Source organism: Candidatus Accumulibacter contiguus (assembly GCF_012940005.1).
GTDB lineage: Bacteria > Pseudomonadota > Gammaproteobacteria > Burkholderiales > Rhodocyclaceae > Accumulibacter > Accumulibacter contiguus.
The window spans coordinates 1-23,641 of the sequence record NZ_SPMX01000016.1 but is presented as its reverse complement, the minus strand read 5'-3'; the positions used below and the strand labels follow the sequence as shown (position 1 = coordinate 23,641).

The 23,641-nt window shown below is 61.9% G+C and carries 24 protein-coding genes; 16 read left to right on the top strand and 8 right to left on the bottom strand.

Going from position 1 to position 23,641, the window contains the following annotated elements:
* Positions 1 to 92 precede the first annotated feature (92 nt).
* Together E4Q08_RS24515 and E4Q08_RS24510 are read right to left on the bottom strand one after the other, a co-directional pair.
* Positions 93 to 1,070, bottom strand: a complete 978-nt coding sequence (locus tag E4Q08_RS24515; protein WP_308240083.1) for a CorA family divalent cation transporter — start codon at positions 1,068 to 1,070, stop codon at positions 93 to 95.
* 22 nt (positions 1,071 to 1,092) lie between these two features.
* Positions 1,093 to 1,458 (bottom strand): hypothetical protein, encoded by a 366-nt coding sequence (locus tag E4Q08_RS24510; RefSeq protein WP_248594759.1) that lies wholly within the window; start codon positions 1,456 to 1,458, stop codon positions 1,093 to 1,095.
* 472 nt (positions 1,459 to 1,930) lie between these two features.
* Between E4Q08_RS24510 and mgtE the strand changes: the two genes are divergently transcribed.
* The 4 genes from mgtE to E4Q08_RS07325 all read left to right on the top strand — a co-directional run bounded on the left by mgtE (position 1,931) and on the right by E4Q08_RS07325 (position 8,451).
* A complete protein-coding gene (mgtE, locus tag E4Q08_RS07340; RefSeq protein WP_169069882.1) occupies positions 1,931 to 3,319 on the top strand; it encodes a magnesium transporter in 1,389 nt (462 codons plus the stop codon).
* A gap of 192 nt (positions 3,320 to 3,511) precedes the next feature.
* Positions 3,512 to 5,416 carry a potassium transporter Kup gene (locus E4Q08_RS07335; protein ID WP_169069881.1) on the top strand — a complete coding sequence of 635 codons (1,905 nt, stop codon included), beginning with the start codon at positions 3,512 to 3,514 and terminating at the stop codon, positions 5,414 to 5,416.
* Positions 5,417 to 5,458: 42 nt separating this feature from the next.
* Complete coding sequence (locus E4Q08_RS07330; protein WP_248594758.1) at positions 5,459 to 6,844, top strand: right-handed parallel beta-helix repeat-containing protein; 1,386 nt, start codon at positions 5,459 to 5,461, stop codon at positions 6,842 to 6,844.
* An 80-nt stretch (positions 6,845 to 6,924) separates the two neighbouring features.
* Positions 6,925 to 8,451 (top strand): C13 family peptidase, encoded by a 1,527-nt coding sequence (locus E4Q08_RS07325; RefSeq protein WP_169069880.1) that lies wholly within the window; start codon positions 6,925 to 6,927, stop codon positions 8,449 to 8,451.
* Positions 8,452 to 8,476: 25 nt separating this feature from the next.
* On the opposite strand, the gene dsbD is transcribed toward E4Q08_RS07325, so the two are convergent.
* From dsbD to E4Q08_RS07305, 4 genes are all read right to left on the bottom strand, one after another.
* Positions 8,477 to 10,276, bottom strand: a complete 1,800-nt coding sequence (gene dsbD, locus E4Q08_RS07320) for a protein-disulfide reductase DsbD (RefSeq protein WP_034914573.1) — start codon at positions 10,274 to 10,276, stop codon at positions 8,477 to 8,479.
* Between the two features lie 19 nt (positions 10,277 to 10,295).
* The gene (gene cutA, locus E4Q08_RS07315; RefSeq protein WP_034914576.1) at positions 10,296 to 10,628 is read right to left on the bottom strand and encodes a divalent-cation tolerance protein CutA; all 333 of its coding nucleotides are present in this window, start codon (positions 10,626 to 10,628) and stop codon (positions 10,296 to 10,298) included.
* Between the two features lie 182 nt (positions 10,629 to 10,810).
* A complete protein-coding gene (locus E4Q08_RS07310) occupies positions 10,811 to 11,185 on the bottom strand; it encodes an Hsp20/alpha crystallin family protein (protein WP_034914578.1) in 375 nt (124 codons plus the stop codon).
* Positions 11,186 to 11,197: 12 nt separating this feature from the next.
* Positions 11,198 to 11,632: an Hsp20/alpha crystallin family protein gene (locus E4Q08_RS07305; RefSeq protein ID WP_211203343.1), complete on the bottom strand. Its 435-nt coding sequence runs from the start codon at positions 11,630 to 11,632 to the stop codon at positions 11,198 to 11,200.
* A 150-nt stretch (positions 11,633 to 11,782) separates the two neighbouring features.
* On the opposite strand from E4Q08_RS07305, the gene E4Q08_RS07300 reads away from it, so the two are divergent.
* From E4Q08_RS07300 to E4Q08_RS07285, 4 genes are all read left to right on the top strand, one after another.
* Positions 11,783 to 12,736: a DnaJ C-terminal domain-containing protein gene (locus E4Q08_RS07300; RefSeq protein ID WP_034914580.1), complete on the top strand. Its 954-nt coding sequence runs from the start codon at positions 11,783 to 11,785 to the stop codon at positions 12,734 to 12,736.
* Between the two features lie 3 nt (positions 12,737 to 12,739).
* Positions 12,740 to 13,042, top strand: a complete 303-nt coding sequence (locus E4Q08_RS07295) for a chaperone modulator CbpM (protein ID WP_034914583.1) — start codon at positions 12,740 to 12,742, stop codon at positions 13,040 to 13,042.
* A gap of 189 nt (positions 13,043 to 13,231) precedes the next feature.
* Positions 13,232 to 13,558 (top strand): PepSY domain-containing protein, encoded by a 327-nt coding sequence (locus E4Q08_RS07290; RefSeq protein WP_034915421.1) that lies wholly within the window; start codon positions 13,232 to 13,234, stop codon positions 13,556 to 13,558.
* Positions 13,559 to 13,642: 84 nt separating this feature from the next.
* Positions 13,643 to 14,257, top strand: a complete 615-nt coding sequence (locus E4Q08_RS07285) for a cytochrome b/b6 domain-containing protein (RefSeq protein WP_169069879.1) — start codon at positions 13,643 to 13,645, stop codon at positions 14,255 to 14,257.
* A 123-nt stretch (positions 14,258 to 14,380) separates the two neighbouring features.
* On the opposite strand, the gene E4Q08_RS07280 is transcribed toward E4Q08_RS07285, so the two are convergent.
* Positions 14,381 to 14,968, bottom strand: a complete 588-nt coding sequence (locus tag E4Q08_RS07280; RefSeq protein WP_169069878.1) for a superoxide dismutase — start codon at positions 14,966 to 14,968, stop codon at positions 14,381 to 14,383.
* A gap of 92 nt (positions 14,969 to 15,060) precedes the next feature.
* On the bottom strand, positions 15,061 to 16,470 hold the full coding sequence (xseA, locus tag E4Q08_RS07275) for an exodeoxyribonuclease VII large subunit (protein WP_034915414.1): 1,410 nt from the start codon (positions 16,468 to 16,470) through the stop codon (positions 15,061 to 15,063).
* Positions 16,471 to 16,772: 302 nt separating this feature from the next.
* Between xseA and E4Q08_RS07270 the strand changes: the two genes are divergently transcribed.
* The 8 genes from E4Q08_RS07270 to E4Q08_RS07235 form a co-directional block, all read left to right on the top strand.
* A complete protein-coding gene (locus E4Q08_RS07270) occupies positions 16,773 to 17,381 on the top strand; it encodes a MotA/TolQ/ExbB proton channel family protein (RefSeq protein ID WP_034915423.1) in 609 nt (202 codons plus the stop codon).
* Between the two features lie 9 nt (positions 17,382 to 17,390).
* A complete protein-coding gene (locus E4Q08_RS07265; RefSeq protein WP_034915412.1) occupies positions 17,391 to 17,807 on the top strand; it encodes an ExbD/TolR family protein in 417 nt (138 codons plus the stop codon).
* Positions 17,808 to 17,821: 14 nt separating this feature from the next.
* Positions 17,822 to 18,856, top strand: coding sequence for a tetraacyldisaccharide 4'-kinase (gene lpxK, locus E4Q08_RS07260; RefSeq protein ID WP_248594757.1), 1,035 nt, complete (start codon positions 17,822 to 17,824; stop codon positions 18,854 to 18,856).
* Positions 18,837 to 19,013 (top strand): Trm112 family protein, encoded by a 177-nt coding sequence (locus E4Q08_RS07255; protein WP_169069876.1) that lies wholly within the window; start codon positions 18,837 to 18,839, stop codon positions 19,011 to 19,013. Before lpxK ends, E4Q08_RS07255 begins: the two co-directional genes overlap by 20 nt.
* A gap of 62 nt (positions 19,014 to 19,075) precedes the next feature.
* Positions 19,076 to 19,840 carry a 3-deoxy-manno-octulosonate cytidylyltransferase gene (gene kdsB / locus E4Q08_RS07250; RefSeq protein ID WP_034910724.1) on the top strand — a complete coding sequence of 255 codons (765 nt, stop codon included), beginning with the start codon at positions 19,076 to 19,078 and terminating at the stop codon, positions 19,838 to 19,840.
* 131 nt (positions 19,841 to 19,971) lie between these two features.
* On the top strand, positions 19,972 to 20,625 hold the full coding sequence (gene adk, locus E4Q08_RS07245) for an adenylate kinase (RefSeq protein ID WP_034910720.1): 654 nt from the start codon (positions 19,972 to 19,974) through the stop codon (positions 20,623 to 20,625).
* Between the two features lie 132 nt (positions 20,626 to 20,757).
* Entirely contained in the window at positions 20,758 to 23,163 is a 2,406-nt protein-coding gene (locus E4Q08_RS07240; RefSeq protein ID WP_169069874.1) for a sodium-translocating pyrophosphatase, read from the top strand.
* 261 nt (positions 23,164 to 23,424) lie between these two features.
* Positions 23,425 to 23,641, top strand: a 217-nt coding sequence (locus E4Q08_RS07235) for an IS1634 family transposase N-terminal domain-related protein (RefSeq protein WP_505438013.1), incomplete at its 3' end; no start/stop codon positions are given.

Genomic DNA, 23,641 nt, shown 5'->3' with positions numbered 1-23,641 from the left:
GTGCTCTACGGACTGGGCGGCGCTGCTCGTCGCCGGGATCGCCAGTCTCGAATCGGTGACGTTAACCGGCGAACGGCTTTACGAATGCTGGATCAGGCAGGCTGGATCAGGCAGCCCTGCGGTTCTCCGCACGCGGGCGCTTGGGTTGTCGCTTTTCGAAGAGACGCAGGCCGAAAAACATGATCGATCCGACCACACCCATGCCGAGAAAAAAAACCCGTGTAGGCGAGTGGCATCGGCCAGTCGAGCGCCTGCGCCATGCTTGAAAACTCGGACATGCCGCCGGCGCCGGCGAGGACGTTGATCGGCATGAAGACGACGCTGAGCACCGTCAGCCGTTCGATTTTCTTGTTCTGGTTGATGTTGATCGCGCTGTCCGTGGCGTCCATCAGGAAGTTGATCTTGTTGAACAGGAAAGCAGTATGTCCGTCGAGAGATTCGATGTCGCGCAGGATCTCGCGCACATCGAGCTGTTGGGCGTCCGACAGCAACTTGCCACGCAACAGGAAGGACAGGGCGCGCCGGGTATCCAGCACGCTGCGGCGCGTGCGTCCGTTGAGATCCTCGGCCTCGGCAACGGCGGCGAGGATTTGCGATGCCTCGACGTCGGTGACATGCGACCGCAGCACCTGTGTGCCGGCCTTCTCCAGTTCTCCGTACACATCTTCCAGGGCGTTTGCCGAGTATTCGACATCTGCCGCGTAAAGGTCGATGAGAACGTCCTTGCCGTCGGTGACGTAGCCGGGTCGAGTGCGCGCCCGTGCCCGCTGCAGGCGAAACACCGGCAGTTCCTCGGTACGCACGGTAAACAGGATTTCGTTGTGGAGAATCAGAGCGACCGGAACATTGCGTGACTCGTCCCGGGTGTCGAGCAGGAAGTCGGAGTGCAGGTGTACCTCGCCGTCGTCCTCCACATAGAAGCGCGCACTCGCTTCGAGGTCGGTCAGGGTGAGCGGGTCGGGCACCTCGACGTCGAACATCTCGCCGATCCAGCCGCGGATTTTCTTGGTCGGGGCAACGAGATCCACCCAGATCGGGTGGACGTTCTTCAGGTCCTCCGGACCGGCCACCGAGATCTGGCGCAGTCTGCCTTCACGCAGTTCGAAAGCAGTGATCGTCGTTTTTTTCGTTGCGGTAATGGCTGTCGTCGATCAACTCCTCGAGGACATCATCGGAGAGGAGTGCCAGGATCGGGTCGGCGCCTTCCTTGACTTCATCCCAGACCACCAAACGCTCATTGGGGTCCAGCGATTCCAGAATGTAGGCAACTTCTTTCGGGGGCATCCGCTTGAGTTTCTCGCGAAGTTCCTTGCGATACTGCTGTTGAATCTCCGGGTCGAGTTCACTCTGGTTGGGTCCATCCTGCTCGGGAACGAGGTCTTCGACCAGTTTCTGCAGCGAGAGCAGGGAGCGCACCTCGGTGAGGTGCACGTCGGCGATGCCCTTTCTCGGTGTCATGACAGGAGGTTGCAGCTTTTGGTCTTCGCCCATAGAAGGACTCCCGGGTGACTGGATGCCAAAGCGCACCATTCTAGCACCGGCGGGTTCATCAGGGATAGAGTTCAGGTGGTTTTCCCTGCGTGCCCAGCAATTTGCGGTCAACGAGGCGACTGAAGCATTGCAGCGCTTGTCAGTGCTCAGCAAATCAGATACTTGGCGCCTGATCTTCTATCAGATCTGCCGCATAGGCAGGATTGGCGGCTGCAGGGCTGGTTTCCGGCCATTGAAACGGGCTGAAAGCCTTTCTGGAGGCGTCTCCACGCCTGCGAATCGGCAGCGCACACAAGAGACACTGGACCACGCAAATCCCAGCGCTTAGACTCTACGGCTCAATCATTTTTCATGGGAACTACTGAGGAGCCCTCCGTGCTGCAGAGGGCTCCTCAGTCGTTACCACTTTTCATGCATATTGACTTTGGGGGGAATCGCCATGCACATCAACGTGGAAACCAAGCCGGCTACCTTGAACACCTACGACTCGAGGAAAAAACGGCTCGTCGAAACCATTGATCGCCTCTATCACCGCGACGCCCGGGGCTCTTTGCAGAAAATGATCGCGCGCATCCACCCCGCTGACATGGCAGCGATTCTCGATGAACTGCCGCCCGAGCATGTCGTCGATATCTTCCACACGATCGGCGACAAGGAATTGGGTGCCGAAGTCTTCAGCCAGATGGGGCCGCACTTGCGCACGCAGGTAATGACCGAATCGCCGGTCGAGAAACTGGCGGCGCTGCTGGAACATATGCAGCCCGATGACCTCACTGACCTCGTCGGCGAACTGCCGGAGGATCAGCGCGCCGAATTGATGGCCATGCTTGGCCGCGACAGCAAGTCGGAAGTCGAAAGTCTGCTGAAGTACGACCCGAACAGCGCCGGCGGCATCATGACCACCGAGTTCTTCTCGCTGCCGCACAGCCTTACCGTGGAACAGGCGATCGAGAGCATTCGCAGCCGCGAAGATGTCGAGATGGTCTTCTATCTGTATCTGACCGACGAGGAGGGGCGGCTCGTGGGTGTCGTTTCGCTGCGGCAATTGCTCCTCACCCGGCCCGACACGGCTCTGCGCAGCATCATGAACCGGCGCGTGATCAAGGTGAATACGGATGCCGACCAGACCACCGTCGCACTGCTGGTCGACAAGTACCGCTTGCTCGCCATTCCCGTGGTTGACCAGGACGATATCCTGGTCGGCATGGTCACCGTTGATGACGTGATCGACGTCATCGAAGAAGAGACGACGCGGGACATGCTGAAGATGGCCGGTACCAGCGAATCGGAAACGTTCACCCACTCGGCGCTCAAGGTGGCCGGGATCCGCCTGCCCTGGCTGCTGGCTGCGTTCATCGGCGGACTCGCCGCGACGATGGTGATCGAGAAATACGAATCGATCCTCGCCCAGGTGCTGGTGCTGAGCGCTTTTTTGCCGGTCATCATGGGCATGGCCGGCAACGTCGGGGTGCAGTCCGCTACCGTTGCCGTGCGTGGTCTGGCAACCGGTGCGATCGACGTCAGGGACACGCTGCCGCTGGTACTCAAGGAGTTGCGTGTCGGTCTGGTGCTGGGCGGGTTCTACGGCGTGATCCTGGCAGCATACGGCTACTTGATGCACGACAGCCTTCAGCTTGGGCAGGTCGTCGGCCTGACGATCCTCGGGAACATGACGGGCGCGGCCTTGCTGGCGGTGCTCCTGCCGATGATTTTCCAGCGCCTGAAGGTCGACCCAGCGGTTGCCACCGGCCCGTTCGTGACCACGGCAATCGACATTCTCGGGGTTCTCAACTACTTCGTGATTGCGAGCTGGATCTACAAGCTCTGAGCGCTGCGGCGCCAGGGAGGTGGCAGCGGCGTGGCTTGGATCGACGACGACTGCTTCGTCCTTGTTGCCGCTTCTCATTGGCCCTACAATGGCGCCCGCGATGCTGCGTTGCGGCAAGCGTCAAGGTCACCGGGAGGAAGTTGAGCAAGTTGTCGATGGGTTAATGTAAAAGCTAAGGTTCCTGGAGGGGTAATGACCGCAACAAGCGCGCCGCACGGCGAACAGTCAGGTCTGGCGGCCACCGCACTGGCGGCCATGGGCGTCGTCTTTGGCGACATCGGCACCAGTCCGTTGTACACCGTCAAGGAAGTCTTTGGCGGTCACCATCCGCTGGCCGTTACCGAAGCCAATGTGCTGGGCATCCTCTCGCTGGTGTTCTGGGCCTTGACGATCACGGTTTCTTTGAAGTATGTCCTGTTCATCACCCGTGCCGACAACAAGGGGGAGGGCGGCATCATGGCGCTGACCGCGCTGGCACTGCGGACCGCGAATGCGTCGCCGCGGATTCTCTGGCTGATGTCGGCTCTGGGGATTTTCGGTGCCGCACTGTTCTACGGCGATGCCGTGATCACGCCGGCGATGTCGGTGCTCTCGGCGGTCGAGGGACTCGAAGTGGTCACCCCTTTGCTCACACCCTACATCCTGCCGACCACGATTGCCATCCTGATCCTGCTGTTCTTTTTTCAGCGGCATGGCACGGCGGCCGTCGGCGCGCTGTTCGGCCCGGTAATGATGTTCTGGTTCGCCACCCTCGGCGCTCTCGGCCTGTGGAACGTGATTCAGTATCCCTCGGTTCTGGCCGCGATCAATCCCTGGTACGCGCTCGCCTTTGTCATCGAGCATCAGGGCCTGGCTTTTCTGGCGCTGGGTTCGGTGGTACTGGCAATCACCGGTGGTGAAGCGCTCTACGCCGACATGGGCCATTTTGGCCGCCGTGCCATCAAATGGGCCTGGTTTTCTTTCGTTTTCCCGCTGCTGTACCTCAATTACCTCGGTCAGGGAGCGCTGATCCTCAACGATCCGAAAGCGATCGAGAGTCCCTTCTTCCTGATGGCACCCACTGAAATATTGCTGATTCCGCTGGTCGTTCTGGCCACAGTGGCCACGGTGATCGCCTCGCAGGCGGTGATTTCCGGTGCCTTTTCGCTGACCAGCCAGGCCATGCAGCTCGGCTATTGTCCGCGCATCCAGATCAAGTTCACCTCGGAGCGTGAAAAGGGCCAGATCTATGTTCCGAACATCAACTGGCTGCTATTGATCACGGTGATCATCGTCGTTCTCGGTTTCCGGTCTTCGTCGAATCTGGCTTCGGCTTATGGCATCGCCGTCACGCTGACGATGATGATCGATACCATCCTCGCCTTTGTCGTCGTCCGCGCCCTGTGGAAGTGGAGTTGGCCGCGTGCGGCGCTGTTTCTGGTATTTTTCGTCGTCGTCGACTTTGCTTTTTTCTCGGCCAATGTGATCAAGATCCTCGATGGCGGCTGGTTCCCGCTGACGCTGGGTTTCTCGGTGTTTGCCCTGCTCTCCACCTGGAAGCTCGGTCGCAAACTGCTGTATGAGAAACTCAAGCAGGACTCGATACCCCTGGATGCCTTCATTACCAGTCTCGCTACCGGAGGACCCTTGCGTGTCGAGGGGACCGGTGTCTTCATGACTGCCGACCCCGGGAGCGTACCGCGTGCGCTGCTCCATAACCTGTATCACAACAAGGTGTTGCACGAGCGGGTGGTACTGCTCAATGTGGTGACTGAAGATGTGCCGCATGTTCCCGAAAACGAGCGCGTCCGCGTCGAAGCGCTGGAGTCAGGATTTCATCGGGTATACGTCCGCTATGGTTTCAAGGACGACCCCGACCTGCCGTATGCCATGGATCTGTGCGCAAAGCAGGGACTGGACTTCGAGATGATGGAGACCTCGTTCTTCCTCGGTCGCGAGACGGTCGTCGGCATGCCGATTACCAGGCGTTCGCGAATGGCAAAATGGCGGCAGATCCTGTTTACCTGGATGTTCCGCAACGCCGATACCGCAACGGCTTTCTTCAAGCTTCCACCCAACCGGGTCGTCGAACTCGGCGCCCAGGTCGAGCTGACGTAGTTCCTCCAGATGACGATCCGTCGATTGCAGGCAGGGCAGGGGATGTCAGACCGATCAGGGAGTCGCGGGCAACTACCGGGTGTAATGCGCTACGCAAGACGGTTCACGGCCGTTCTGGCGATCGGCGTGGCCGCCAGCGCCATATCGGCCGACAATCTGCCGCCGGCACCCGAAGAATTGGGCAGCATCCGTCGCAATGCGCAAGGTCAGCTGGAAGTGGTCAGGACGCCGCCGGCGAGTCAGACCAGTGCCTTGTCGGCGCAGGATGATCTGCTTGCCGGCAAGGAAGCTGCTCAGGGCAATGCCCTCGAAAAGAAAATGCCGGGTGCTGCGGCGAGTGGCCGGACCATCGTCGTCGGACCACAGGAGCCGGTGACCAGCATCAAGGAAGCGGCTCGCATCGCTCGTGACGGCGACACTGTCGAGATCCGGTCGGGCGAGTACCGGCAACAAGCGGTGGTCTGGACGCAAAACCGGCTCACCATCCGAGGCACCGGCAAGCGCCCGCTGCTGATTGCCGATGGGGACAGCGCGGAAGGCAAGGCGCTATGGGTGGTACGCAGCGCCGAGATGTCGATCGAGAACATCGAGTTCAGGGGAGCGCGCGTCCCGGATGCCAACGGTGCCGGGATTCGCCTGGAAAAGGGCCATCTGAAAGTCATCCGCTGCGCGTTTTTTGACAACGAAATGGGCATTCTGACCAGCAATGCTGCGGACTCGGTGCTCGAGGTGGAAGACAGCGAGTTTGGCGAGGCGCCGAAGTATTACACTGGTGCGCTGCACCACCTCCTCTATGTCGGAGCGATCGCCCGCCTGAGCGTCAGCGGCAGCCGCTTCCAGCAGGGCTTTCGTGGGCACCTGATCAAGTCGCGGGCACGCGAAAACTCGATCCTGTACAACCTGCTCGTCGACGGTACCGGTGGCAGTGCTTCGTACGAACTGGAGTTTCCGAATGGCGGTCTGGCCTGGGTGATCGGTAACGTCATCGGGCAGAGCGCGACGACGGACAATCCGGACCTGATCTCCTACGGTGCCGAGGGCCAGCGCTGGCCAGACAACGCGCTCTATCTGGCGCACAACACGCTGATCGACGACAAACTCGATGGCCGATTCCTTCGCGTCTGGACCAGTCGCATGCCGCCGGGGACCGAGGTCTGGGCCATCAACAACCTGCTCGTCGGGCGCGGCACTTTTGCGCCGCAAGCGCCCGGTCGCTATGATGGCAACCAGGTCGTTGACCGATCCATGCTGGTCGATGTGCATGCGCTGCCCTTCGCCTTGCCGAGCAACTCGCCGCTGCGCGGAAAAGCCAGGCCTCCCGGCTTCGTTCGCGAGCAGAGTCTGACGCCAATCGCGGAATTCCATCTGCCCGCCGGAACGCGTCTGCTGCCGCTCGGGAAACCACTGTCGCCGGGCGCGTTGCAGTAACACGGTAGCGAATCGTAGCAGCAACGATTCTCGGTAGCAGCGATCAAAGGTGTCTGTCTGCGCCCTCTCCAGGAGAAGCCATGCCAGCGTCCATCGAACAAGCCGACACTATGGCGTCGGGAGAAACATCCATCCCCTCCGAAGCCGGTACCGCAGCGGCCAACTGGCAGCCGGTCATGCACGACGAGCCTACCTCTCCTGACAGCGCACCCGCAGCACCGCCGGGGGGCACGCTCATTCGCTGGCAGTATGAGGGAATGCGCTCCGCTCTGCTGCTGAAACCCCGCTGGCACCTACTGCACGCGCACCCGCTGGCCATTCTCGGTCTGCTGTGCTTTGGCGTCCTGCTGTCGCTGCTGGTACAACGCCTGTGGATCGTTGGACCGGCGAACTTCAACTGGTCCCCGCTGCTGACGGGATGGCTGGTCCCGGCGGCAACGGCATGGGCCTGCTATGCGCTGCTGCATCGGACGGAAGCGGTCGAAGCCACGCTCGCTCCCAGCGCCGCGCACCTCTTCGGCCTCCTGGCGGCGCAAGGGGCTTTGCTGTCGGCCCTCTTCGGCCTCGCCTGGGCTGCCTTGCTCCGCCTGGGCTACGACGAGTCCTCGTTGCCGCCGTTGGCACACCGGGCATTGTGGATCGGCGCCTGGTTCTGGCTGGGCCTGGCGCAGACGCTGACCCTGTGGCGTGGAACCCGGCGCAAGGGGCAAGCGCTGCTCTTGGCCGCGGCGCTGCTCGCGCTGGCCATCGCCGAAAGCGAGGGCGAACGCGACACGATGTGGATCGCCGATGCCTCGGCCACAGCATCGGAACAACGGCCGGCACGACTCCGACTGACACAGGAACTGATGGAGCGGCAGCCGCACTTGCTCAGCGAGCGCCTGCAAGCGCTGCGGCCGCAACGCAAGGGCGTGGTCGATCTCTATGTCCTGACCTTCGCACCCTACGCCTATGAAGACGTCTTCCGCCGCGAAAGCGCGCTCGTTGCCGGCGTGATGGAGCAGCGCTTCGACGCCGCGGGACGCACGCTGCAACTCGTCAACCACGTCGATACGAGCAACGAATGGCCGTGGGCGACGCCACTGAATCTGCAACGGGCGATCCGGCACATCGCGCGACTGATGGACAAGAACGAGGATATCCTCTTTATCCACCTCACCTCGCACGGTGCCCAGGACGGCAAGTTGTCGGCGAACTTCTGGCCGATGAGCGTCGACGCGGTGACGCCACAACTGCTCAAGACCTGGCTCGACGAGGCCGGCGTACGCCATCGTGTGGTGTCGGTTTCCGCCTGCTATTCGGGAAGCTGGATCCAGCCGCTGCAGGACGACGGTACGCTCGTGATGAGCGCCGCCGACGCCGAGCACACGTCGTACGGCTGTGGCCGCAAGTCGGATCTGACCTACTTCGGCAAGGCCATGTACGAAGAACAACTGCGCCACGCAACGCGTTCGTTCGAGCAAGCGCATGCCGCCGCGCGAACGCTGATCGACGAGCGCGAACAACAGGCCGGCAAGAACGACGGCTATTCCAACCCGCAGATCGCCGTCGGCGACGGCGTGCGCAAACAGCTCGAAAAGCTGCGCCGGCGGCTGGACGCGGGCTGAGGATCGAGCCGTTGATGCAGTAACGCTAGCTCAAGCGTGACAGCAGGCTGAGAAATTCCTCGGCATTCTGGAAACCGACGACGCGCAGGCCTTCGATCTCCTGGCCATTCCGGTCGAAAAAAATCAGTCCCGGCGGACCGTAGAGCTTGAAGCGTTGCAGTAGCGCCTGGTCGGCATCGGAGTTGGCCGTCACATCGACCTGCAGCAAGGTCCAGCCAGCGAGCCTGGCGTGAACGCGCGCATCGGTGAAGGTAAAACGTTCCATCTCCTTGCAAGATACACACCAGTCGGCATAGAAATCGAGCAGCACCGGTTTGCCTGCCGCCGCAATACGGGTTTCGAGTTCGGCCAGTGAGCGCACGCGCGTGAACGCCAATGGCCTGGATTCACTCGCCGCGTTGCTGCGCAGTACCGACAGCGGTTGCAGCGGGTCGCGCGAGCCGGCCAAGGTGCCGAGCAGCATCGCCGCACCGAACAGCAGCATGACGATGCCAATGCCTTTCCAGAAACGCTGCCAGCCTTTGGCGTGTGGCGGCAGGGGGTCGAGCGCGTGCAGGTAGATCGCCGGAACGATCAGCAGCAGTGCCCAGGCCAGCATCTGCACGACCACCGGAATCACTGGCGAAACGAGCCAGACTGCGGTGGCCAGCAGGATCACGCCAAAGGTTTTCTTGATGGCTTCCATCCACGCGCCGGACTTCGGCAGCAGCGTACCTGCCGACATGCCGACCGCGAGCAGCGGCACACCCATGCCGAGTCCCATCGCGAACAGTGCCGCAGCGCCGAGCGCGGCGTCACCGGTCTGGCCGATATACAGCAGGGCACCAGCCAATGGCGCGGCAACGCAGGGGCCGACGATGATTGCCGACAGTGCGCCCATCGCCGCCACACTGGGCAACGAGCCGCCATGCAGGTGGCTGGCTTCTTCCGAGACCCGGCTTTGCAGAACGGTGGGTAGTTGCAGCTCATAGAAGCCGAACATCGACAGCGACAAGACTACAAAGATCGCGGCAAAAGCACCCAGCACCCAGGGGTTTTGCAGCGCCGCCGTCAGCAGTGTGCCGGTCAGCCCGGCAGCGACCCCGGCCGCCGCGTAGGTGACCGCCATGCCGATGACGTAGGCCAGCGACAGCGCGAAGCCGCGTGCGTGCGACACGCCATGCCCGTTGCGGCCGGAGCCGACAATGATGCTGGAAAGAATCGGAATCATCGGGAAGACACAGGGGGTCAGCGACAGCAGCAGTCCGAAGCCGAAAAAGCTGCCGAACAGTACCCAGAAGTCGGCGTGCTTGAACAACTGCGCGATGCGTCCCGACTCGTCGGCGAGCGGGCCTTGCATCGGCGGCGCTGCCCGCGGCACTTCTGCCGCTGCAGCTGTCCTATCGGGCAGTTGCAGGCCGAGTTGCTGCTGCTGCGGTGGATAGCAGATGCCGGCATCGGCGCAGCCCTGCGAAGTCACCTTGAGGATCAGCGGCAGCGGCCCCGAGCTGTTACGCTCGACCGGCAGGCGGATGACCGCCTGATCGTAATACACTTCGACCTTGCCGAAGGTCTCGTCATGTTTCTCCTTGCCCGGCGGCAGAATCGCCTTGCCGAGCTGCACCGTCGACGGCTCGGCGGCGAAACGGAATTTGTCGCGGTAGAGGTAGTAGTTTTTGGCGATCTCGAAGCGCACTTCGATGCTTTGTCCGTCGACTGCGCGGACGCTTGGCTGGAAGGCGACGGCCGGGTCGAGGAACTCCTCGGCGGCTGCCAGAGTGCTCAGCAGGAAGGCGAACACGATGAACGCGAAAAGGAACGGTGAGAACAGCAGCCTGAAGGTCATGGTGGGAGCCTTGCAGAGGTCAGTCGGAGCTGCGCGTTTCGCTGTCCACCCAGGCGAGATACGCCGGCAGCCCCTGCACCACTGGCAGTGCGATCACTTCCGGCAGCGAGTAGGGGTGGTGGCTGCGAATCGCCGTTTCGAGTGCGGGATAGCGTTCGCTGCTGGTCTTGATCAGCAGCGGTACCTCATCGGCCGTTTCGATTGTTCCCTGCCAGCGATAGACCGACCGGCACGGAGCCAGGATATTCACGCACGCCGCCAGCCGTGCCTCGACGAGTGCGTTTGCCAGCGCTTCGGCAGCAGGTCGGTCGGGCAGATTGGTCAGGACGAGCAGGGTGGTCACGGGGCGAATTCTACTCCTCCACTCCTTCAGGTCACCGGCACATTCGGCGTTGCGCCTGTCGGGTCGGCGAAAAACAGGTCGGGTCTGCTACGCTGACCCGACCTGGGAGTCCTGGGCGGGCTGGAGGACGTGGATTGCGTCGGCCACGGTCACTCCTGCCGATGAGTGATGATCGGGAAGGCGCGTCGCCCTTATGCCACCTTGACTTCGACCTTACGCGGCTGCGCGTGCTCTGCTTTGGGGATCAAGAGCTTCAGCACACCGTTCCTGAACTCGGCGCTGACCTTGTTGGGGTCGAGTTCCTTGGAGAGGGTGAATACCCGCCGGTAGCGCGACAGGTTCACTTCGGTGTGGCTGGCCTCGATGCCGCCGGGCATTTCCAGATCGATCTCGCCTTCGATCGTCAGGGTGTCGGCTTCCACCTGCAGATGGAGCTTGTCCCTGGGAACTCCAGGGAGATCGGCATACAGGGTGATTCCCGAAGCGTCCTCGATGACGTCGACCGGTGGGAGCAGGGTCGTTTCATCGCTGGGGCTCGGTTTCGTGACTTGGCTGTGCTCGGACATCTTCGATCCTCCTTATTGAATGGTGATGCGGCGTGGTAGCGCGGACTGCTTGCGGGCGACGCTGATGCGCAGCACGCCATCGGTGTACTTCGCGTCGACGAGGTTGGGATCGATATCGTCGGGTAAGGTCACCACGCGCCGGAAACGGCCCTCGAAACGCTCGTCGATATGCACCGTGGCGTCTTCGCCGGAGGGCTGCCGCTGGCGCTCGCCGGCAATGATGAGCATGCCTTTCTCGATCTGCACATCGAGACTGGCTGCGTCGATGCCGGGCGCGAAGGCATAGATGTCGACGGATTGCTGTGTGCCACCGACGTTCATCGCCGGGAAGCCGCCGCGGGCGATGCCGCGAATGCTCGGAGAAAGACGAAAATTCTGCTGCATCTCACGCTGCAGCCGATCCAGTTCCGCAAACACGTCGCGGGGAAACAGAGAGCGATAGATCATGTTGAATCCTCCATAATGGGTGAGGGCGCCACGACTGGCGCTGCATAGCGCAGTTGGGGGCGGTTCGGCAGACTTCAATATCCGGATTCGCAGTGCTTCAGCGGAATTGGCTATTGTTGTACGATTACCCTTGTCGATTGAGGATCATGTATGGAATTCAAGGACTACTACCAGATTCTCGGAGTCCCGCGCGACGCCACGGCGGAGGAGGTCAAGAAGGCCTTCCGAAAACTGGCGCGCAAGTATCACCCGGACGTTTCCAAGGAAGCGGATGCCGAAACACGCATGCAGGAACTCAACGAGGCGAATGCGGTGCTCTCGGACCCGGAAAAACGCGCCGCCTACGATCAGTTGGGACGTGGCTACCAGCCTGGCCAGGAATTTCAGCCGCCACCTGATTGGGATGCCGGCTTCGAGTTTTCGGGGCGAGGTTTTTCGCCGGGCGAAGCGGGTGATTTCTCCGATTTCTTTGCCGAACTGTTCGGTCGACCACACGCTGCGCACGGCTTCAGTGCCGGCCAGCGTGCGCACTTCCAGGCGCGCGGCGAGGATCATCACGCCAAGGTGCTGCTCGACCTCGAAGATGCCTTTACCGGAGCGACCCGGCAGATCTCGTTGCGCGCGCCGCGCACTGACGCGCAAGGCCGCGTCGTGCTGGAGAACCGCACGCTGAACGTCCGGATCCCGCAAGGCGTGCACGCCGGTCAGGTGATTCGCCTGGCCGGGCAGGGCGCACCGGGAATCGGTGGTGCAGCGGCCGGTGACCTGATGCTGGAAGTGCGCTTCAGGCCGCATCCGCGTTTTCGCGTACAGGGCCGTGACCTGCATCTGACGCTACCGGTCGCGCCTTGGGAGGCAGCCCTGGGTGCGGTGGTGACGGTCGACCTGCCGCAGGGCAGCGTCAAGGTACGCATCCCTGAAGGCGCGCAAAGCGGCCGGCAATTGCGGGTGCGCGGCAAGGGAATTCCGGGCGCGCAAGCGGGTGACCTGTTGCTCGACATCCAGGTGGTGCTGCCACCCGCGGATACGGCGAGGGCGCGCGCACTCTACGAAACCATGGCGCGGGAACTCGCCTTCGACCCGCGCCAGCAAGGGAGGGTCTGAGTGATGCGTGACGAGGAAATCCTGATCGGCAGCCTGATGGACAGTAGCTGGCTGACCCTCGAACAACTGGCTGCGGCGTGTACCGTCGAACCAGGCTGGCTGCTGCGCCACATCGAGGAGGGGCTGTTCCCGCACGCCGAGAGCGTTGCCGGCGTGTGGTGTTTTTCCAGCCACAGCCTGCTGCGCGCGCGGCGCATGCGGCAACTCGAACGCGATTTCGATGCCGTTCCCGAACTGGCTGCGCTGATGGCGGATCTGCTCGAGGAACTGGACGAGCTGCGCGCCCGCCTCGGTGTTGCTGAGTGAGTTTGACGGTCACTGGCGGCTGCGTGGAGTCTTCGCCCTGGTCGGCGGGCGCCAGCTCAACAAGCGGTCCTAAGATTGCATTAAGAATGTCGAGATAGGATGGCGTCCGTGCCTGCGGTTTCGCCCAAAGCACCGGGGTCGCAGGCCGAAGTTTTCACCATCCTCCATTCTCCATGAAAGACCGATCAGATGAACAAGCCTACCGTATTTACCGCCGCCGCCCTGCTGCTCATCGCTAGCAGCTTTGCCGGCAGCACTTTCGCCGCCGACAGCAAGACCGCCGCCCCTGCGGCCACGGCCCCGGCTGCCGCCACCGCTCCCGCGCCAGAAATCAGCAAGGAGCAGGCGGTCGAAATGGCGCTCAAGGCGCACCCTGGCACGGTGACCAAGGCCTATGAAGACACCAAGAAGGGCAAGAAGACCTGGGAAGTCAAGATCAACGGCAACGATGGCAAGAAGTGGGAAGTCCATTACGAAATCAAGTCGGGCGCTCTGGTCTCCGAAGAAGGCAAATAAGCATCCGCTCGTCGTCAATCAGCTGATCCATTCACGCGCTTTCTTGCTGCCGGCAGGGAAGCGCTGTCACAAGCATTGCAAATCATGAGCACTCCAAGCGATTCGACCGAAATCCCGGTCTGGGACCCGCTGCTTCGCCTGTTCCACTGGACACTTCTACTATGTTTCTGCACGGCTTACCTTTCGGAGGGCGAGTGGTTCGAAGGCCTCCAGGACCGATTGGATGGCGAGTTGCTGCAGGTCGTGCATGTCTGGGCGGGCTATGGGCTTGCCGGGCTGTTGCTGTTTCGCCTGCTCTGGGGCTTCGTCGGCCCGCGCTACGCCCGCTTCAGTGACTTCGTCTGCCGCCCCGGTGAAATCCTCGCTTATCTTTACGCGGTGCTGACGCTGCGCGCTCCCCGCCACCTCGGACACAACCCCGCTGGTGGGGCGATGATCATCGCCATGCTGCTGGCCTTGACTGCGACCGTCATCACCGGCCTGGCGCTGTACGGTGCCGACAAGGGGTTGGGACCGCTGGCGGGATGGCTCGCCGGGAGCAGCGACACCCTGATCGACGCCATCAAGGAAGCGCATGAAGTGGCCACCAACGGCACGCTGCTGCTGATCGCCGGCCATCTGCTCGGCGTCGCTTGGGAAAGTCTTTTGCACCGCGAAAATCTGGTGCGCGCAATGATCACCGGGCGCAAGCGTGCCTGAAATCGTTGCTGGCGGCGATCACTTGTCGCCGGCAGGACAACAGGCGTCCCTCTCGGGACGCCCCTTGGTGAATCGCGGCCTATCCGACTTGCTGGCGTCTGCACGGCCGCGACGCCATGCTTGCTAGCCGGCGAAGTTCTGCTCGGCGAAGTGCCAGTTGGCGAGTTTGCCGAGGAAGGTTTCGACGAACTTCGGGCGCAGGTTGCGATAGTCGATGTAGTAGGCATGCTCCCAGACGTCGATACACAGCAGGGCCTGGTCGCCGGTAGTCAGCGGCGTGCCGGCAGCGCCCATGTTGACGATGTCCACCGAGCCGTCGGTTTTCTTGACCAGCCAGGTCCAGCCCGATCCGAAGTTGCCGACGGCGGAAGCCTGGAAGGCTTTGGCGAAGTCCGCGAAGGAACCCCATTTGGCGTCAATGGCTGCTGCCAGGGCGCCAGTCGGTGTACCGCCGCCGTTGGCTGACAGGCAATTCCAGAAAAAGGTGTGGTTCCAGACCTGCGCCGAGTTATTGTAAATCCCGCCTGCCGGTGCTTTCCTGACGATCGCTTCGAGGTCGAGTGCCTCGTATTCACTCCCCTTGATCAGATTGTTGAGGTTGGTCACGTAGGCCTGGTGGTGCTTGCCGTAATGGTATTCCAGGGTTTCCTGCGACATGTGCGGAGCAAGGGCGTCGATGGCAAAGGGGAGTGGCGGCAACTGATGTTCCATGGATGTTCTCCGTTAGGCTCGTTATGGGGCGAAATAAGGACGACGTGCAAACCTGTTGCGAGGGTTTCTGCGTTCTGCCTGGCTGCGGGATTCTATTCGGGGCTTGTGGCGCTGGCAATGGCAGGCGCTGCGAAAGCGATGCCATCGTCTTCGAAAACGGTCAGTACTGCCGCCTCGGCGCGTCCACGCTGGAAGAAGACAGCAATCTGCTGCCCAGGTTCCAGGACTTTGCTCTCGCGAACGATCTGTCCCTGTGCGTTGCTGACAACACAGTAGCCGCGGGCGAGTACCGCCGCCGGATTGAGGTGCGCGAGGCCGGCTGCCAGGCGATCGAGGTCGGCGTACCTGGCCTGCGTTGTCGTCTGCCAGGCGCTGCACAGCCTCGCTGCCAGCGCTTCGAGGTGGCCGGCCTGGCGCACCGGATCGGGGCGGCTCAGCAGCAGGCGACGGGTGACGCTGACCAGTGTCGCCCGTGCCTGCGCACTGGCTTGCAGCAGGCCAGCGCCGAGGCGGCGCTGCAGCTTGTGCAGATGGTCCTGGTGGCGTGCCAGATACTGCGCCGGGCGCTGCAGTCGGTGCGCGAGCCAGTCCAGTTGCTGGCCGCGCTGGTTGAGATTCTGCTCGATCTGGCGGCGCAGGGCAAACCGACAGGCAGCGAGGCGGGCGAGCAGCGCGGCCTGTTCGGGTGCGGCCAACTCGGCGGCAGCGGTGGGGGTTGGCGCGCGTTGATCAGCAGCGAAATCGGCAATGGTGAAGTCTGTTTCATGACCAACACCGCTGATCACCGGCAGCGGACAGGCACGTATTGCCCGCGCCACGGCCTCGTCGTTGAAAGCCCAGAGATCTTCGATGCTGCCACCACCCCGACATACGATCAGCAGTTCGCATTCCCGACGCTCGCCGGCGCAGCGAATGGCTGCGGCGATCTGAGAGGCTGCGCCATCACCCTGTACCTGCGTCGGGTAGATGACGATGCCGACCTGGCCGGCACGGCGTCTGAGCGTGCTCAGCACGTCGTGCAGCGCCGCCGCCTGCAGTGAAGTGACGATGCCGACGCGACGTGGAAACGCGGGCAGGGGGCGCTTGGCAGTGCTGTCGAACAGGCCTTCGCGTGCCAGCTTGTCCTTGAGGCGAAGGAACTGATCGTAGAGGTTGCCGATCCCGGTGCGGCGAGCCGCTTCAACAGTGAGCTGGAAATCGCCGCGTACTTCGTAGAGTGTCACCAGCACGCATGCCTCGATGTGCTGGCCGTTCTCCAGTCGCCAGCCGAGCAGTTGCGCGCGGCTGCGGAAGAGGACGCAGCGAACCTGTGCGGCGCTGTCCTTGAGCGAGAAGTAGACGTGCCCGGAAGACGCATGGCTGAGATTGGACACTTCTCCAGCCACCCAGCAGAGGGGAAAAGCCGCTTCGAGCCGCTCGCGGGCGAGGCGATTGAGCAGGGAAACCGGGATCACCGGCAGCGGTGTGGCCAGGTCGGCGCTGTTGGGGAGAAGGTCTGGCATGCGGGGATTCTACAGGGCTGACGGGTCTTTGCGTCAGCAGGTGTGCGGGCATGGCAATCACATTCTGCAGCGGCGATTGGCGATGGTGATTCGCCTGCTCGCTGCACGCATTCCCGGCAGGGATGAAAATACCTTCTGTGATAAGCACTTGGCCGTTTCACCAACAGGCTACCGGCATGGTTGTCCACAGATTCTGTGGAGAGGGAACGATTCGCGACGAAGTCGATTCGGGACTCCAGGGCTTGCTGCAAACGCCGGTGCAGGCTAAAGTGCCCGTCTGTGTAAATCTCCCGGAGGAAAACGTGTTTTCCATCGTTCAGGCTGCTGGCTGGCCCATCTGGCCCTTGCTTCTGGCGTCGATCATCGCCGTCGCACTGATTCTCGAGCGTCTCGTGGCGCTGCGGCGCAGCAAGGTCGTACCGCCTGGCCTGCTGCAGAGGGTCGTCACCGAGTACCGGCAAAATGGGGTGAACGTTGCCATGGTCGGCGATCTCGAGAACCACTCGCCGCTCGGTCGCGTCCTCGGTGCCGGTTTGCGCAACGTCGGCAGTTCGCGCGAGATCATGAAGGAAGCGATCGAGGAAGCCGGTAGTGTCGTGTCGCACAATCTCGAACGCTACCTGACGACGCTGGGGACGATTGCATCGATCAGTCCCCTGATGGGCCTGTTCGGTACCGTGGTTGGCATGATCGAGATTTTCGGGTCACAGGCACCGAGCGGCAGCAACCCCATCCAGCTCGCACACGGCATTTCGGTGGCCCTGTACAACACCGGTTTCGGGTTGCTGATCGCGATTCCAAGCATGATCTTCTGGCGGCATTTCCGCGCGCTGGTGGATAGTTTCGTCGTCGAGATGCAGCAGCAGGCGGTGCGTCTGGTCGAGGTTCTGCACGGCCAGCGCAATTCCTGAGGGACTGTCATGAACTTTCGCCGCGGTCGCGCCAGTGACGTGCCCGAAATCAACCTGATCCCGCTGATCGACGTGCTGCTGGTGATCATCATCTTTCTGATGCTGACCACCACCTACGCCAAGTTTTCCGGTCTGGAGATCAACCTGCCGACCGCCGATGCCAGCAAACAGACAGAGACACCCAACGAGATCAACGTCGGGCTGACGGCTGCCGGTCAGGTGTTGGTGAACAAGGTGCCGCTGGCCACGGTCAGCGTACAGGCGATCAGCGAAGCCTTGCGGCGGGCAGCCGGCGACACCAAGGAACCGGTGATCGTGATCAATGCCGATGCCAAGGCCAACTATCAGAGCGTCGTCGATATCATGCAGGCGGCGCAGACTGCCGGCTATCCGCGGATTTCCTTCGCTACCCAATCCCCGCACTGATGGCTCGTGCCGGCATGGCGCAGTGTCTGACTGGCTGCTGGTACCAGAGCCGTCTGGCGCTCGTGCTCTGGCCCTTGCTGCCCTTCTCCTGGCTGTTCGGCGGGCTGGTCGTACTGCGACGCTGGCTGTACCGCTCCGCTCTGCTGCGCTCATATCGCCTGCCGGTGCCGGTGGTGGTGGTCGGCAACCTGACCGTTGGTGGCAGTGGCAAGACACCATTGGTACTGTGGTTGGTGAGCCGCTTGCGCGAGCAGGGCTGGCGGCCAGGCATCATCAGTCGTGGCTACGGCGGTAGTGACGGGCAGGTGCGGCCGGTGGACGCGTCCTCACAGTCTTCCCTGGTCGGTGATGAACCCTTGTTGCTGGCCAGGCGCAGCGGCGTTCCGGTCTTCGTCGGCCGCGACCGCCCTGCCGCCGGGCAGGCCTTGCTGGCGGTTCACCCCGAATGTGACGTGATCGTCTCCGACGACGGCCTGCAGCACTATCGCCTGCAACGCTCGATCGAACTGGTGGTTTTTGACGGACGCGGCGCCGGCAACGGCCGGCTGCTGCCGGCCGGCCCCCTGCGGGAATCCTTGCGGCGTCTGGCGGGTGTGGGCGCCGTGGTGTGGAATGGCCCGCCGGAGAGCCGGGTGGTGGACGCGGCTCGCCACTCGCCGCAATTCGACATGCGCCTGGTCGGCCAGCATTTCGTTGCCGCGAGCGGAGAACAGCGCCGCTGCGCTGTCGCCGACCTGCAGGATCGCAAGCTGTATGCGATTGCCGGGATCGGCGATCCGCACCGCTTTTTCCGGCAGTTGCAAGCTCTCGGGCTCAAGTTCGCAGCGCATCCCTTTCCCGATCACCATCCCTATCAGGCCAGCGATCTCACCTTTGCCAGCGACGGGGTACTGCTGATGACCGAGAAGGATGCGGTAAAATGCGCATCGCTGGTCACCGGCGAGGCCTGGGTACTGCCGGTCGAGGCGGTCATCCGTTGTTCACAACCCGGCCAGGCAACCCTGTTCGAGACCATTCTGGAGAAACTGCATGGACGCACGCCTGCTTGACATTCTCGTCTGCCCGATCTGCAAGGCCAATCTCGAATATCGCAAGGCACAATCAGAACTGCTGTGCAAACCCTGCAGACTGGCTTTTCCAATCCGCGACGGGATCCCGATCATGCTCGAGGAGGAAGCGCGACAACTCCTGAGCGACGGGACATGACTGCTGCAAATGGCAGCCGAGGGGTTGAAAGTGCTTGTCGGGGAAAGGATGTCGGGGTGGTGATGCGCTTCAAGGTCGTCATTCCTGCGCGTTATGCCTCGACACGCTTACCGGCCAAGCCCTTGCTCGATCTCGCTGGCAAGCCGATGGTGGTGCGGGTGGCCGAGCGTGCGCTGCTCTCGGGAGCCGAGGAAGTGGTGGTGGCGACCGACCACGCGGAAGTGGCGGCGGCTGTCGAGCGGCACGGTCTGCGCGTCCTGCTGACCCGGGCCGAGCATGCGAGTGGCACCGATCGTCTGGCCGAGGTGATCGAATCGTCGGGATGGCATGACGACACGATCGTGGTCAATGTGCAGGGCGACGAGCCCTTGATCGATCCAGCCTTGATTGTCCGTGTGGCCGTTGAACTGGCAGGGAGTGGTGCCGAGATCGCGACACTGGCGCATCCGCTGTCGGAAGCGGCTGAATTTTTCAATCCGAACATCGTCAAGGTGGTCCTGACGGCAAGTGGCGATGCCCTGTATTTTTCGCGTGCGCCGATTCCCTACGCGCGCGATCACTTTGCTCGCGAGGCCGGCGGCGAGACCTTGCCGATCGGGATGCTCGCTTATCGGCATATTGGCCTGTACGCCTATCGCGCGCATTTCCTGCGCACCTACACTGGCCTGGCTCCCTCGCCGCTGGAAAGCCTTGAAGCGCTCGAGCAGTTGCGCGCCCTGTGGCACGGCCTGCGCGTCCGTGTGGCGATTGTCGATGATCTGCCGAGCGCAGGCGTGGATACCCCTGAGGATGCACATCGCGTGCAGGAATGGTTCAAAAACGTTTGACCGTACGCGCATTTGAGGGTAAGTTTCGGCCTGTTGATCACGACAGCGTTCTGCCGCAGCGCGGTAGCTGGAGTGCAAGTATATGAAGTCTTGGATAAACCGCTTGATTTGATTCTCTCCGAAGGCGAACCATGAAACTCATTCTGCTCGGCGCTCCAGGTGCTGGCAAAGGCACTCAAGCCCAGTTCATTCGTGAAAAATTCGGCATCCCGCAAATCTCTACCGGTGACATGCTGCGTGCAGCGGTGAAGGCCGGTACGCCCCTCGGAGTCGAGGCGAAGAAGGTCATGGATGCGGGTGGACTGGTGTCGGACGAAATCATCATCGGTCTGGTCACGGATCGACTGCAGCAGGAGGACTGCCGGAGCGGTTATCTGTTTGATGGTTTCCCGCGCACCTTGCCGCAGGCCGAGGCGATGAAGGTCGCCGGCGTGGCCCTCGACTACGTGCTCGAAATCGACGTCGCCGACGAAGAGATCATCGAGCGGATGGGCGGACGGCGCGTGCATCCGGGTTCCGGCCGTACTTACCACATCCGCTTCAATCCGCCGAAGCTGGCCGGAAAAGACGATGTCACCGGCGAGGACCTCATTCAGCGCGACGACGATCAGGAAGAAACGGTCAGGAAGCGGCTGCAGATCTATCATTCACAGACCAAGCCGCTGCTGGAGTACTACCGCGCCTGGGCAGCGACGGGTGATCCCAGGGCGCCAAAGTGCCGCAGAATCGCTGGTGTCGGGGGTGTCGACGAGATCATGAAGGCAGCTTTCGAGGCCTTGCAGTAAGCGCCATCGATGACCGTGGCGGGGAAACATCTTCCGGGTTTGAACGTTGTTTGTTTCGTGTAGTACTGGGGTCAATCCGGCTCACGGGGATTTTCCGGGGAGTCTGGGTCACTTTAAAGAGGGAGGTTGCTTATGTCGTCAGCTTTGATGTTCGCGCTGGTTTGCGCTGTCATTGCGGTGCTTTACGGTGCCGCAATGACCAAGTGGATTCTTTCGTTGCCAGCCGGCAACCCACGCATGCAGGAGATCGCCAAAGCCATTCAGGAAGGCGCTTCTGCCTATCTGGCCAAGCAGTACACGACGATCGGTCTGGTCGGTGCCGTGCTCTTTGTGCTGATCTGGTTTGCGCTCGGCAAACTGATGGCCGTCGGCTTTCTGATCGGTGCGGTGCTTTCGGGCGCCACCGGCTTCATCGGCATGAACGTTTCGGTGCGTGCCAATGTGCGTACTGCCGAAGCCGCGCGCAGTGGCATTTCCGCGGCGCTCAGCGTCGCTTTCAAGGGTGGTGCGATTACCGGCATGCTGGTCGTCGGCCTCGGCCTCCTTGGCGTGGCCGGCTACTACGCCTTTCTCAAGGGTACTGGCGCTGACTTCCAGCACACGGTGGAACCGCTGGTCGGTCTGGCCTTCGGCGGATCGCTGATCTCGATCTTCGCTCGTCTGGGTGGTGGTATCTTCACCAAGGGGGCAGACGTTGGCGCCGACCTGGTCGGCAAGGTCGAAGCCGGCATCCCGGAGGATGATCCTCGTAACCCGGCCGTCATCGCCGACAACGTCGGTGACAACGTTGGCGACTGTGCCGGTATGGCCGCCGACCTCTTCGAGACCTATGCGGTGACGGTGGTGGCGACGATGGTGCTCAGCGCGATGATGCTCAAGGGTGTCGTCGGTGCCACCGACAACCTGATCGTCTACCCGCTGGTGCTCGGTGGCGTGTCGATCATTGCTTCGATCATCGGCTGTTTCTTCGTCAAGGCCAGCGATGGCGGCAAGATCATGAACGCCCTCTATCGGGGCCTGGCGGTGGCCGGCATACTGGCCTTGATTGCCTTTTATCCGATCACCACCATGCTGCTCGGCGATGGCATCACCCTCGCCGATGGCAGCCTGATCAGTTCGATGAAAATCTTCTGGGCTGCGGCGATCGGTCTGGCGCTGACCGGATTACTGGTCTGGATCACCGAGTACTACACCGGTACCGATTTCTCGCCGGTCAAGCGTGTCGCCGAAGCTTCGACTACCGGCCATGGCACCAACATCATCGCCGGCCTCGCGGTTTCGATGAAGGCCTGTGCCTTGCCGGTGATCTGCGTCTGTGCGGCAATCTACATCACCCATGCGCTGGCCGGCCTGTATGGCATCGCCATTGCTGCCACCTCGATGCTGTCAATGACCGGCATCATCGTCGCGCTGGATGCCTATGGTCCGATCACCGACAACGCTGGCGGTATCGCCGAAATGTCCGGTCTGCCGAAGTCGGTGCGTGACGTGACCGACCCGCTCGACGCGGTCGGCAATACCACCAAGGCGGTCACCAAAGGCTATGCCATCGGTTCCGCGGGTCTGGCCGCGCTGGTTCTCTTCGCCGATTACACGCATGCGCTGGAAACCCAGTTTGGCGGCAGCTTGCGTTTTGATCTTTCCGATCACATGGTGATCATCGGTCTCTTCCTCGGCGGCCTGATTCCCTACCTCTTTGCCGCCATGGCGATGGAAGCGGTGGGCCGGGCGGCCGGTGCGGTGGTCGTCGAAGTTCGCCGGCAGTTCAAGGAAATCAAGGGCATCATGGAAGGCAAGGCCAAGCCCGATTACTCGCGCGCCGTCGGCATGCTGACCGTCGCAGCGATTCGGGAAATGATCGTTCCCTCGCTGCTGCCGGTGCTGGTGCCGGTAATTGTCGGTCTGCTGCTTGGCCCGAAAGCGCTCGGTGGACTGTTGATGGGGACGATCATCACCGGCCTGTTCGTCGCCATATCGATGACCACCGGTGGTGGTGCCTGGGACAATGCCAAGAAGTACATCGAGGACGGCCATTTTGGTGGCAAAGGCTCCGATGCCCACAAAGCGTCGGTGACCGGCGACACCGTCGGCGACCCCTACAAGGACACGGCTGGTCCGGCGGTCAACCCGCTGATCAAGATCATCAACATCGTTGCCCTGATGATCGTCCCCTTGATGGTGCCGCCTGCCTCGGTGGCCAAGCCCGTCGCGGCGGCTGCGGTGGCGGTACCGGCAGCCAAGCTGTACTTCGCGATGGGTGCGGCGGAAATCCCGGCCGACGCTGGCAAGACTCTCGAAATCGTCGTTGCCTATGCCAAGGACCATCCGGCTGCAAAGCTTGCCATTTCCGGATTCCACGATCCGAGTGGCAGTCAGGCGGTCAACGAAGAGGTCGCCAAGAAACGCGCAATCGCCGTCCGTGATGCCCTGAAGAACGTCGGTATCGCCGAGGAACGCATCGAGCTCAGGAAGCCTGTGGTCACCACCGGTACCGGAGATCCTGCCGAGGCCCGTCGCGTCGAAGTCAGCGTGCAGTAATTTTGGCAGATTCTCTGCCCATATCAAGGAAAAAGGCCGCTTTGCGGCCTTTTTCGTGTCCTCTTGCAAGACCCCGTGCGTCGGCTACCCAGCGTTCAGCAATGGATTGAGGGTGTACGTGCCGGTCAGACGGACCTTCCCGGAGCCCTTGAGGTAAGTCGTTGATTCATGGCAAGAAACCAGAAAATCGGCAAAAATGTAGGCATGTAAATATAATAATAGCTATTTACAAACAATGTGCTATTGGCTATTATTGTCGGCATGTACATCGCCCGCGTCCCCAACCGAAAGTCCAGGCCGGCCATCCTGCTTCGCGAGTCCTATCGCGAGGGAGGCAAAGTCTGCACACGAACCATCGCCAATCTGACGAACTGGGCACCGGAACGAATCGTCGCCATGGAACGTCTGGTGAAGGGCGAATTCGACGACTGGTCGGGAGAGATGACCAGCGGCGAGATTTTTGGGGTGCTGTTTGCCC